This window comes from Acidovorax sp., assembly GCF_046339755.1.
Taxonomy (GTDB): domain Bacteria; phylum Pseudomonadota; class Gammaproteobacteria; order Burkholderiales; family Burkholderiaceae_C; genus Acidovorax.
On the sequence record NZ_JBKDTZ010000307.1, the window covers coordinates 24,743 to 36,581 of the forward strand.

At 69.1% G+C, this 11,839-nt stretch carries 9 protein-coding genes and 2 pseudogenes; 3 read left to right on the forward strand and 8 right to left on the reverse strand.

The genetic code is table 11. From position 1 onward, the window contains the following. The first annotated feature begins 17 nt into the window (after positions 1-17). On the forward strand, positions 18-1,124 hold the full coding sequence (locus tag ACK59X_RS26570; RefSeq protein WP_409961529.1) for a M14 family metallopeptidase: 1,107 nt from the start codon (positions 18-20) through the stop codon (positions 1,122-1,124). A 54-nt stretch (positions 1,125-1,178) separates the two neighbouring features. On the opposite strand, the gene ACK59X_RS26575 is transcribed toward ACK59X_RS26570, so the two are convergent. From ACK59X_RS26575 to ACK59X_RS26585, 3 genes are all read right to left on the reverse strand, one after another. Then, the gene (locus ACK59X_RS26575; RefSeq protein ID WP_409961530.1) at positions 1,179-1,694 is read right to left on the reverse strand and encodes a GAF domain-containing protein; all 516 of its coding nucleotides are present in this window, start codon (positions 1,692-1,694) and stop codon (positions 1,179-1,181) included. A gap of 182 nt (positions 1,695-1,876) precedes the next feature. After that, positions 1,877-3,109, reverse strand: coding sequence for an alanine transaminase (gene alaC / locus ACK59X_RS26580; protein ID WP_409961531.1), 1,233 nt, complete (start codon positions 3,107-3,109; stop codon positions 1,877-1,879). 134 nt (positions 3,110-3,243) lie between these two features. After that, positions 3,244-4,464 carry an MFS transporter gene (locus ACK59X_RS26585; protein ID WP_409961532.1) on the reverse strand — a complete coding sequence of 407 codons (1,221 nt, stop codon included), beginning with the start codon at positions 4,462-4,464 and terminating at the stop codon, positions 3,244-3,246. 197 nt (positions 4,465-4,661) lie between these two features. Here ACK59X_RS26585 and ACK59X_RS26590 point away from each other — a divergent pair, with 197 nt between their 5' ends. Continuing rightward, on the forward strand, positions 4,662-5,387 hold the full coding sequence (locus tag ACK59X_RS26590; RefSeq protein WP_409961533.1) for a haloacid dehalogenase type II: 726 nt from the start codon (positions 4,662-4,664) through the stop codon (positions 5,385-5,387). 150 nt (positions 5,388-5,537) lie between these two features. Here ACK59X_RS26590 and ACK59X_RS26595 read toward each other — a convergent pair whose 3' ends face one another. The 5 genes and pseudogenes from ACK59X_RS26595 to ACK59X_RS26615 all read right to left on the reverse strand — a co-directional run bounded on the left by ACK59X_RS26595 (position 5,538) and on the right by ACK59X_RS26615 (position 11,287). Then, a complete protein-coding gene (locus ACK59X_RS26595) occupies positions 5,538-7,253 on the reverse strand; it encodes a hypothetical protein (RefSeq protein ID WP_409961534.1) in 1,716 nt (571 codons plus the stop codon). 192 nt (positions 7,254-7,445) lie between these two features. Then, positions 7,446-8,534, reverse strand: coding sequence for an adenylate/guanylate cyclase domain-containing protein (locus ACK59X_RS26600; RefSeq protein ID WP_409961535.1), 1,089 nt, complete (start codon positions 8,532-8,534; stop codon positions 7,446-7,448). Positions 8,535-8,687: 153 nt separating this feature from the next. After that, positions 8,688-9,172: pseudogene (locus tag ACK59X_RS26605) on the reverse strand (fumarylacetoacetate hydrolase family protein); the annotation flags it as partial. A gap of 141 nt (positions 9,173-9,313) precedes the next feature. Then, positions 9,314-10,126 carry a metallophosphoesterase family protein gene (locus ACK59X_RS26610; protein WP_409961536.1) on the reverse strand — a complete coding sequence of 271 codons (813 nt, stop codon included), beginning with the start codon at positions 10,124-10,126 and terminating at the stop codon, positions 9,314-9,316. 60 nt (positions 10,127-10,186) lie between these two features. Continuing rightward, complete coding sequence (locus tag ACK59X_RS26615) at positions 10,187-11,287, reverse strand: diacylglycerol/lipid kinase family protein (RefSeq protein WP_409961537.1); 1,101 nt, start codon at positions 11,285-11,287, stop codon at positions 10,187-10,189. A gap of 246 nt (positions 11,288-11,533) precedes the next feature. Here ACK59X_RS26615 and ACK59X_RS26620 point away from each other — a divergent pair. Next, positions 11,534-11,839 (forward strand): annotated as a pseudogene (locus ACK59X_RS26620) (hypothetical protein); the annotation flags it as partial.

Below are 11,839 nucleotides of genomic sequence, written 5' to 3' on the forward strand. Positions count from 1 at the left end.
TACAGGAGACCTTCGCCATGCAAACCCCACACCGCAGCGCCGCCACGCGCTACTTCTCGGGCACCTACGCCGAAGCCCGCGCCAAGTTCCTCGACGCGGCAGCGCACAGCGGTGCCTCCATCGAATCCTTTGTGCTCCCGCAGCACCGCGGCGCGCTGGGCGAGGAACTGGCCACCGACGTGGCGCTGGTCGGCGCCATCGGTGCGAAGAAGATCCTGCTCGTCACTTCGGGCACGCACGGGCCCGAAGGCTTCAGCGGATCGGGCACGCAGGTCGCCGCGCTGCACGATGCCGATCTGCTCGCGCGCCTCGAACAGGCCGGAGTGGCGCTGCTGCTGGTGCATGCGGTCAACCCGCACGGGTTCTCGCACCTGCACCGCACGAACGAAGACAACATCGACCTGAACCGCAACCACATCGACTTCAGCGCGCCGCTGCCGGTGAACACGGCCTACGCCGAAGTGGAGCCGCTGGTGCTGCCCGCCACGTGGCCGCCGACGCCCGCCGACGACGCGGCCGTGGCCGCCTACATTGCGCAGCACGGCATGGCCGCGTTTCGCAACGCCGTGTTCAAGGGGCAGTACACCTCGCCCGACGGTCTGTTCTACGGCGGCACCGCCCCGTCGTGGAGCACCAGGACCATCCGCTCCATATTGCGCAAGTCCGCGGCAGCCGCCACGCACCTGGGCTGGAGCGACGAGCACACCGGCCTGGGCCCCTACGGCCACGGCGAGAAGATCTACCCCGGCCGCAACACGCCCGAGGACCTGGCGCTGGCCCAATCCTGGTGGGGCGCCGACGTGTTCTCGCCGTTCTCCGGCGACTCGGCCTCGGCCGATGTGTCGGGCCCGGTGGTATCGACCGCGTTCGACGAATGCCCCAACGCCCGCATCGCGCCCATGGGCCTGGAGTTCGGCACCGTGCCCGAGCCGGACATGCTGTACCGCCTGCGCGCGGACACCTGGCTGCGCCGCCACCCCGACGCGCCGGCCGCGCAGCAGCGCGAGATCCGCGCCCAGTTGCGCGACGCTTTCTATTGCGACAACGAGGAATGGAAGGGCATGGTGCTGGGGCAGACGCGGGTGGTGTTGTTGCAGACGTTGCAGGGGCTGCGCAAGGCCTGAGGGGCTGCGGGGCCACAACAAGCGCGCCGTGGTCGCCACCCCATCACCGCGAGTTCAGCGAGAAGCCTCTCCTGCCCCCTCCGACAACTTCTCGCCCAGCAGGTTCGCCGTGTACCGCAGCCGATCAATATCTGCATCCTTCTGCACGCCCCGGCTGAAGCAGCACAGCGTGCCGTAGACCTGGCCATCGGCCAAGCGCACAGGGGTGCTCAGGTGGGTGCCGATGTCGAACCCAGGGTCGGGCGCCTGGCCTGCCATGACGAGGGGCACGGCGTTGTCGATCTTTTCTGGCAGGCGGCCTTCGACCACGTACTGGCACCAGCTTTCTTCGGCGGGGTCGGACATGCCCTCCACGACGGGCGCAAAGTCTGGCGAGCTGTCCACCGCCTTGAAGGTGCGGCGGCCATCTGCGATCTGGGAGACGAAAGCCACGTCCATGCCCAGGCGCTTGCGCAGCAGCTTCAACACCGCCGGCACCACCTCGGGAAGTTCGTGGTCGGCAGAGTCGCTGGTGGCGACCAGCATTTCGGAAATGGTGACGTCCAGGTCGTCGGGGTGGTAGTCGAACATGTGCATACCCATCAGTCTAAACCGCGACTGGGCCGGCTGTCGTAAGCGAACGTCTGTTGCGTATCGAATCACACGCGGCCCGATGATGGCCCTGCGCACCGGGAGAAAGCGGCTTGGTTGCCCGCCCACCGCTCCTCGTCCGCGAGCCTGCCCATACCGGGCAGGCCGTCATCACTGCGGCATCACGCCGTTGTCGCCACCGCCGCAGGCACCTTCAACAACCCATCGGCCTTGAACATGGCGCGGATGCCGCGCACGGCCTGGCGGATGCGGGCCTCGTTCTCGATGAGGGCGAAGCGCACGTACTCGTCGCCCTGGTCGCCGAAGCCGATGCCGGGCGAGACGCAGACCTTGGCCTTGTCGAGCAGTTGGCGTGCAAATTCGAGCGAGCCCAGGGCGCGGTAGGGCGCGGGGATGCGGGCCCAGATGTACATGCTGGCCCGGGGGCAGTCCACGGCCCAACCGGCTTCGGTGACGCCCTTGTACAGCACGTCGCGGCGGCGCTGGTATTGGGCGGCGATGTCCTTCACGCACTGCTGGTCCCCCTCGAGCGCGGCGATGGCCGCGACCTGCAGGGGAGTGAAGGTGCCGTAGTCGTGGTAGCTCTTGATGCGGGCGAGCGCGGCCACGAGGTCGGGGTTGCCGACCATGAAACCCACGCGCCAGCCGGCCATGTTGTAGCTTTTGGACAGGGTGAAGAACTCCACCGCCACGTCCTTGGCGCCGGGCACTTCCATGATGCTGGGGGCCCGGTAGCCGTCGTACACGATGTCGGCGTAGGCCAGGTCGTGCACCACCAGGATGTCGTGCTTCTTGGCCAGGGCGATGACGCGCTCGAAGAACGACAACTCCACGCACTGCGCCGTGGGGTTGCTGGGGAAGCCGAAGATCATCATCTTGGGCTTGGGGTAGCTGCCGCGGATGGCCTTTTCGAGCTCGGCAAAAAAGTCGACATCGGGCGCCACGGGCACGCTGCGGATGTCGGCCCCGGCAATCACCGCTCCGTAGATGTGGATGGGGTAGCTCGGGTCGGGCACGAGCACGGTGTCGCCCCGGTCCAATGTGGCCAGCATCAGGTGGGCCAGCCCTTCCTTGGAGCCGATGGTGACAATGGCCTCGGTGTCGGGGTTGATGTCCACCGCATAGCGGTCCTTGTACCAGTGGCTGATGGCGCGGCGCAGGCGCGGGATGCCCTTGCTGGCGGAATAGCCATGGGTGTCGGGCCGCTGGGCCACCTCGGTGAGCTTGGCCACGATGTGCGGCGGGGTCGCGCCATCGGGGTTGCCCATGCTCATGTCGATGATGTCCTCGCCACGGCGGCGCGCGGCCAGTTTCAGCTCGGCCGTGATGTTGAAGACGTAGGGGGGTAGGCGATCGATGCGCGCAAAGCGGCGCTTGCCCTGAGAAGCAGACATGCTGGTGAACTTTCACGTAAGCGCCCGGAACCGTCCGAGCGACGTGGCCAACAATGGGGTTGGCCCGCGTTCACTGTAACGCAGAACGCGGTGGCTATTGCCTGCCTTGCAGCGGTGTCGCACCGCCGCCACGTTCACGCCGTGGCGTGCCGGGTGTTCCGTTCGCTGGACAGGGACCACGCAAAGATGCCCACGCCGCAGATGCCCAGCACCACGCCGACCCAGCCGGTGGAAGTCCACCCCAGGCCGGCCGCGATGGACACGCCGCCCAGCCAGGCGCCCAGGGCGTTGGCGGCGTTGAAGGCCGAGTGGTTGAGCGCGGCGGCCAGGGTCTGCGCGTCGCCCGCCACATCCATCAGGCGGATCTGCAGCGCGGGGCCGATGGCGACCATCGTGCCCAGGAAGAAGGTGGCCAAGGCCGCGCTGACGGGGTGGTGCGCGGCGGGCACGAAGAGCGCGAGCACCACGATGGACCACAGCAGCACCTTGCCGATGGTGGGCATGAGGGCCTTGTCGGCCATGCGCGAACCGACGATGTTGCCCGCCACCATGCCCAAGCCGAAGAGCGAGAGCACGAAGGGCATGAGCGCTGGCGGCATGCCGGCCACTTCGAGCAGGGTGTGCTTGAGGTAGCTGAACACCGCGAACATGCCGCCAAAGCCAATGGCGCCGATGCCCAGGGTGAACCACACCTGCTTGCGCGCCAGGGCGCCCAGTTCGCGCAGCGGGCTGGCGCCGTGCGATGCCGGCATGTCGGGCACCCACAGGCGCACCATGACCACGGCGGCCATGGCGATGAGGCCCACGAAGACGAAGGCCGCGCGCCAGCCGAAGTATTCGCCCAGGGCGGCGGCAATCGGCACGCCCACCAGCGTGGCCGTGGTCAGCCCCAGCATGACCCAGCCCACGGCACGCGCGCGGCGCCCGGGCGGCGCCAGCGCTGCGGCCACCAGGGCGGCCACGCCGAAGTAAGTGCCGTGCGGCAGGCCGGTGAACAACCGCATGGCGCTGAGCGACAGGTAGCCCGGCGCCAACGCCGATGCGAAATTGCCCAGCGCATACACCACCATCAGCGCCATGAGCAGCGCGCGCCGCCCCCAGTTGGCGCACAGCACGGCCAGCACCGGCGCGCCCACCACCACGCCCAGCGCATAGGCGCTGATGACGTGGCCGGCCTGCGGAATGCTCACGTTGATGTCGCGCGCCACCTCGGGCAGCAGGCCCATGATGACGAATTCACCCGTGCCGATGGAAAAGCCACCCACCCCCAGGGCCAGCACGGCGCGCACCAGGGTGCGGTCGTCGGTGGGGGTGTGGGCGATGGGCGACGTGGAAGGCGACAGGGGCGCGGTCATGGCGGCAGAAAAAAGACAGCACTGCGCCGCACGCGATGGTGCAGCGCAGAGGGAACAGGGGCTGGAGAAGAAACGGAGTTACGGGGGTAAACCCGAATCCTGTAACCATAGCACGGCCCGGCAAAACGTGCTGGCGGCGGCTTGCCGGCCGGGCCTGCTACGCTGGGGTGTTTTCTTCACCCTAGCAAGGCCAGCGCATGACCCCACCGAGCATTGCAGACGAGCTTGCCAGCACCGTGCAGGTGCTGGCCTTCGACATCTTTGGCACCGTGGTGGACTGGCACGGCAGCATCGTGCGCGAGGTGCGGGCGCTGTACCCGGCCGTGGATGCCGATGCCTTCGCCCTGGCCTGGCGCGCCGGCTACCAGCCGGCCATGGCGCGGGTGATGCGCGGCGAGCTGGGCTGGACGCGCATCGACGAGCTGCACCGCAGCATCCTCGACGAGATCCTGCCGCGCTTCGGCCTGGCCCACCTCACCGAGGCCGAGCGCTGGCACCTGAGCCGCGTGTGGCACCGGCTGGACCCCTGGCCCGACAGCGTGGCCGGGCTCACGCGGCTGAAGACCCGGTTCACCATCACCACGCTGTCCAACGGCAACATCGGCCTGCTCACCAACATGGCCAAGCGCGCCGGCCTGCCCTGGGATTGCATCCTGAGCGCCGAGGTCTTCAAGGCCTACAAGCCCCACCCAGACACCTACCTGGGCGTGGCACGCACTTTCGACCTGGAGCCCGCCCAGGTGGCGCTGGTAGCGGCCCACCACGACGACCTGGCGGCGGCACGCGGCTGCGGGCTGCGCACCATCTATGTGGAGCGGCCGCTGGAGTTTGGTGCGGCGCACCCCAAGGACATATCGGCGCAGGCCGGGAACGACCTGCACAGCACGCGGCTGACGGACCTGGCGACGCAGCTGGGGTGTTGAATGGAAAGGCTGGCAGAGCCCACCTTGGAAGTGCAAGTGCCGGGTTGGGCCCGGCGCAGCTTCTGCCGGTGCCGTGTCGAGGCGATTGGAACCAGGCCTGCAGCAGCTTGAAGGCAACGCTCCGCAACAACCTGGACACCGCGACCGCAGTTACCCCCTCGGCTGCTCCAGCGCCTCGAGGACTGCAGCATCGGTGTCGTCCGCGTGCGCTGCATGCCGCTGGCGCACACGCTCCAGCACGGACCCTGTGGGTGCAAAGTCCCGGGTGTTGCGTGGCCAGTCGCCGTGGATGTAGAGGTCGCTGAAGTGCTCGTCCCGCGGAAGATCTGCCACCACCACGGCTTCGGCATGGGGCGATGCGCCGTGCTGCAGCAGCAGCGTGACCAGGGGCAGGCACAGCGATCGCATGTCGCTGCCGGGGCCGCACAGCAGGCACGCAATGGCGCCCAGCAGCGGGCCGCGGTAGCGCAGGCGCGGGTAGCGGACATCCTGTCCGTAGTCCCGGCCCAGCGCCATCAGGCACAGTGAAACCTGCACATTGGCGTCCAGCCCCTGCGCGAGCAGCCCACGCAACAGGTGCACGATGAGCCTGCCGTCGCGCTCGATGTCGAAGCGTTCGTCCTCCCCCGGCGCGACGATGGGGCCCAGCATCACCCGGTCCCGCGCACAGAACACCGGCGCCAGCACCCCGGCCTGGAAATCGACCGGGTCCATCCAGCAGCGGGCGGTGGCGCCGGCGTCCAGCAGGGCCGTGGCCAGGGTCAGGTCGCGGTTGCCGATGCAGGGCGTGCGCAGCAGCAGGCGCAGCAGGGAGCGCGAATCCCCATCCATGGGTGGCGTGTCCAGGTTCACGCCCGCGGCGGCCAGTTGGGGAATGGTCTCGGCATCGCGGTAACCCCAGTACATGCGCTGGATGCGGCGGGCGTCGGACATGCCGGGCGGTGCAACGGAGCGTGCGCCCCGGGCCGCCAGCGCGGCCAGCACCCCCGGGTCGTCCTTGAAGAACTCCACGCTGTTGAACAGCAGGCTGCCGATCTCCTGCAGCGGCTGCCCGTCCTCTTGGGCGAACAGCAGCATGGCGTTCACGTCCACCCCCTCTTGCGCCACGAGCCACGCCAGCAGCGCAGGCACCTTGCCCAGGCCGCGCAGCACCGTCGCGTTCCACAGCGCGGCGGCGTCGGCAACGGGCGCACCGGCCGGTGCATTGGTTCCCTGCTTCGGCGCGCCCAGCAGTGCGCGCAGCATGGGCTCGGTCTTCTTGCTGTCGCGGTAGGCCACGGCGCGCACCACCTCGGGCGCCCACGGCAGGCAGCGGCCCAGGTCGGCCTTGGCGTCGAACAGCGCCTCCATCGACTTGCCCATGTCCGCGCGGGCCACGTGCACGAAGAGCGGTTTGCCGTCCACCACGGCATCGGGCGGTGCACCGGCCTTGACCTCCTTGGCCAGCGCCGCGTCCTTGCCCTCCAGCACCAGCTCGTACAGCCGCTCCTCCTCGGACAGCGTGGGCGCGGGGAAAGACTTGGCCGACACGCGCTTGCCGCCGTGCAGGTACAGGGTGCGCGTCTCGCCCACCTGGCCATACCAGGTGCGCAGGCGGATGTGCTCGGCCCCTGCGGCATGCAGGGCCAGGATGTGCGACTTGTCCAGCTCGTCGCCCGCCGAGCTGTCGACGACGAAACGCAGCGTCTGCCCGCGCAGGGAGGCGCTCATGACATAGGGCGACTCCCAGTCTTCAAAGCACTCCTGAAGGAGCTTTGGCCATTGTTCGGACTTCACACCGATGCAAGCCTGCAGCAGCTGGTGCAGATGGGTCAGGGCCGGCGTGTCGGTGCCAATGCAGGTAAAGGTCAGGGTGTTCGAAGACATTCAATGAGCCATGGAGGGGATGGGCGAGGTACGACAAGGAACACCAGGCCGCGCCCCAGTGAGGCGGCAACCAACCGCCCGACAGGCCAACTGTGTCCCGTGGCCCATGATAGACAGCCTCCCCACGCGGCCGCTGGACATTCTGTCCAGCCGGTCCGATGCGGGCGTCACCCGCGGCTTCCTGTTGCGGGTTTACCGCGCAGCCACCAACAGTTGCACGAACATGCGCACCTTTTCCAGGCATTCGGCACTGATGGAGGTGAACTCCACGCCGGCCAGCCACTGGCCACCCTCGGACTTGAGGGTAACGACGCGGGCGTAGACCTCGGTGGCGCGGTACTCGACCAGGCTCAGGTCGAATTCGAGCTTGACCTCGCTGTGCAGCTCGATCTTCTCGGCCACTTCGAGCAGCAGGCCGTGGTAGCCGATGTCGCGCACGGCGGTGTGCACGATCTGCGGCACGATGATCTTGTCCTGGATGCGCTGGCACAGGCAGGGCAGACGCGTGTCCACGCGGTGGCTGCGGCGGAACTCCTGGCGTGGCACCTTGAGCCGGCGCGAGGGAATGGCCACCAGCTCGCGCAGGGCCACAGGCTGCTGGCGGCCCTTGACGTAGACCTGCATGGGGGCGGATGCCGACACCAGCCCCCAGCAGCGCTGGTAGGTGCCTTCGCTGATGAGCACCTGCCCGCGCAGGCTGAAGGCCTCGATGCGCGAGGCGAGGTTCACCTCTTCGCCGATGACGGTGTATTCGGAGTACACATTGGAGCCGAAGCGCCCGGCCATCACGGTGCCGGTGTTCACGCCGACGCCCAGGAAGACCTCGGGCAGGCGCTCGCGGATATGGGCCAGGTTCAGGTCGCGCATGACCATCTGCATCTCGATGGCGCACATGAGCGCGCGGTCCACGTCGTCTTCGCGCGCCACGGGGGCGCCGAAGAGCACCATGATGGAGTCGCCCATGAACTTGTCGATGGTGCCGCCGTGCTTGAAGACGACCTCGCTGAGCTTGGACAGGCAGCGGTTGAGCGCGGTGATGACCACGCTGGCCGGGTGCGCGCCCGACAGCGCAGTGAAGCCGCGCAGGTCGGCCAGCAAGATGGTGACCTCGCGCGGCGCGGCGATCACGTCGTCGTTCTGCGGCGCACCCTCAGGGCCATCGGCACCGCGCAGGATGGCGGCCATCTCGGCGGCGGCGGCCTCGCCCAGAGGGGCACCGGTCTCGCGGGCGATCAATGCCTGCAGGCGGCGCAGGACGTCTTGGTTGAATTCTTTGTGCATGGGCAGCAGGCTAACGGATTCCACAGGCGGTGGCGGTGCGCACGCCTGGCCGCGCAAAGGGCACGGCAATCCCGTCCGGCCAGAATAGGCGCGCCCCCGTGGGCGGTCAAGCTAGGGCGTGCCCCCATCCATGGCAGCCTGCCCCAACCCCCTTCAACCAGCCTGGGCGGCGGCCTGGAGCACCACTTGGTCGATCATTCCGAAAGGCCCCGGGCGGCCCTGCCCGTCCAGCGCGACCATGCGCACCCGCTCGCCAAAGCGCAGAAACGGCGTGCGCGACGCCCCCTGGGCCAGGGTTTCGATCACGCGCCGCCCGGCAATGCAGCACGAGCCCATGGCCGCGTCGGCATTGGAGACCGTGCCCGAGCCGATGAGGGTGCCGGCCGACAACCGCCGCGTGCGCGCCGCATGGGCGATGAGTTCGCCAAAGTGAAATGCATGGCCCCGCCATGCGGGTGGCCGCACCAGGCGTCGTTGCGGTGCACCTGCAGCTGCAGGTGCACCCGGCAGTCGCGCCAGGCCGGGCCCAGTTCGTCGGGCGTGACGGCAATGGGCGCAAAGGCCGTGGAGGGCTTGGCCTGCAGAAAGCCGAAGCCGCTTTTCGCTTCGCGCGGGCCGAAGCTGCGCAGGCTCCAGTCCACTTCCTGTCGAAACGCACCGACCTGTACCTGGTGGCCATGCGCGACAGCATACGCACGCAGACCCTGCCGGCGCCGCCGCGTGCGCTGGACGCGCAGGGCACCAGCTTCGCGCTGGGCGTGCGGCACCGATTCTGAGGATCAGATGGCCAGGGCGCCCTTGGGGTCATCCACCCACTGGCGCTGCACACAGTGGAAGGCCGCACGCTCGGGGTCGTAGTCCCAGCGCGAGGCCCAGCGCTGCGCCTTGTCGGGGTCCTGGGGGTCGGCTTCGTGGCTCAGGATGACGAGGCTGTTGGGGTAGCCGTGGCGCAGCCGGTGCGACACGGCCGTGCCGGCCTGGCTGACCCACAGGCCGGGCAGCGGCTGCAGCAGGCCGGCGGCATGGGCGTGGCCCGAGAGCAGCATCTGCGCGCCAGCGTCGCGCCAGCGCAGCAGGGCTTCTTCGGCGCGGGCGGGGCGGTGCTCCTTGTCGTGCGCGTTGCGGGCCGTGAGCGGGTGGTGGGCGACGACGATGCGCCAGGGCTCCTCGTAGGCTTGCGCCAGCTGCTTTTCGACACGGGCGATCTGCGCGCTGGAGAGGCTGCCGCGCTCGTGCGTCCAGGGGCGGGTGGTGTTGACGCCCACGATGAAGAAGCGGCCGAGCTGTCGCACGGGCTCCAGGTCCTGCCCGAACTCGTGCTGGAAACGCTGGTAGGCCCGGCCCCAGCGCAGCCACCAGGCGAACAGGGGCAGGTCGTGGTTGCCGGGCAGCACGACGGTGGCGCCAGCGTCGAGCCCGCGGATGAAGCTGGCGCCCTGCGCAAACTGCTCCGGCGTGGCGCGCTGCGTGACGTCGCCCGAGACCACCACCACCGACACCCCGAGCTGGCGCGCCAGTGCCTGCACCGCCCGGCAGACCACGGGTTCGTGGGCGCCGAAGTGCAGGTCGGACAGGTGCATCAGTACGGACATGGGTGGCGCTGCGGTGGGGCGTGGAGCCGAGTGTGAAAGTGAAAAAGAAGCGAAAAGCAGTCAGCCCAGCGCTGGCAAGGGGCTGATGGCCGGTGGAGCCGTAGGCTCCGGCGCCGGCACCTCTTGCGCAAGGGGGCTTGCAGCCACATCGCCAGCCGCCGGTGCGGACGTGGGGTCGCGATCAAGCGTGGTGCGCGTGACCAGCCACAGCGGCTTGTCGTGCACGCGAAAGCGCAGCGGCGGCGCCATCCATTCGCGCTCGCCGTCGAAAGCCACCTTCACCTGCGCAGGGCGCCAGCTCGCGGGCGCCACGCTCATTTCAGCGCAGGCCATGCTGACCACGGCAGGATCGCGCGCCAACTGGCCGGTGGCCGCATTCCACACGGTGCGCGCCACGGACCAGCGGTCCTGGGGCTGCAGCAGGACGAGCCCCAGTTGCCCGCCATCGGCGACCGATTGGGCCTGCGCAAGACCCATGCGATCCAGCTGCAGCGGGTTGTTGCCCACGAACAGCGTGGTGACCAGGTGCTCTTCCTGCCGGGCCTGGGCGCCCTCGTGCGTGCGCAGGATCACGCGCCAGCGGCGTCCGCCCGCGGGCCGGAACATGCTCCACACGGCCGACAGGATGGCCACCATGCGCGAGCGCCCAAATCGCTTGGAGGCCTTTTCGCGCTCGGCCAGCAGGCGCGGGTACAGGCCCACGGCAGCGTTCACCACGAACATGCGCTCGTTGACGAAGCCGGCCTGCACGGGCCGCATGTCGCCCAGCTCCATGGCGCGCAGCATGTCCTGCACGGCGACCTCGGGGTCGAGCGCCAGGCCGTGCTCGCGGCTGAAGTAGTTGAAGGTGCCCATCGGAATCACGCCCATGGGCACGCCGGCCTGGAGCGCAGCAGCGGCCACGGCGTTGATGGTGCCGTCGCCGCCTGCAGCCACGACCAGCCCGGCATCGGCCTGGGCGGCACGCACTGCGGTGACCGCCAGGTCGACGATGTCGCCACGCTGGTCCGGCACGTGCCACACCACGTCGTGTGTGTGCGCCGCGAAAGCGCCCTCGAGCTTGGCGCGCACCAGATCGAAGTCGGCGCCGGGGCGCTTGGGCACCACGAGGTGGATGCGCCCGTGGGGGTGGACGGCAGGGGGGCGTTCGGCGATGGTCATGGATGGGGGCGGACGGGCTGGAAGTGACAGTACAGGAAGGATGCCTGCGCCGCTACCGGCAATGGTGCCCGGCCTGCGGTCCGGAGCCTGTCAGCCACGGCGCTGTGCGCTTGTCGGCGCCTCGTCCTACATTCACACCGGCCGCGAAGGGCTGTTGGGCACTGGGGTAAAAACGGCATCCTTGTCTGTTCCTGTCTTGTTCACCATGCCCTTCACACCGTACACGGCGAAAGCGCCGATTCCACGATGGCGATGATGATGATGATGGCGGATGCCCATGCCATCGGCACCCTGGTGGCAGCCCACCCGCTGGGCTGGTGGCTGCTGGGGCTGGCGCTGGCCAGCCTGGTGGGGCCTGCATCGCTGTGGGGCCTGCGCACGCTGCGCCGGCACGGCGGCCCCTGGTTGCACCGGGCCCTGCCCTCCTGGACGCCCACCGATGCACGCTGGGTGCTGCTGGCCGGCATGGCGGCAGCGGCCTGCGCCATGGTGCTGGCCGGAAGCGTGATTGCCGAACTGGCCGAGAGCGGCAGCGAACGCGGCGCCGACGAC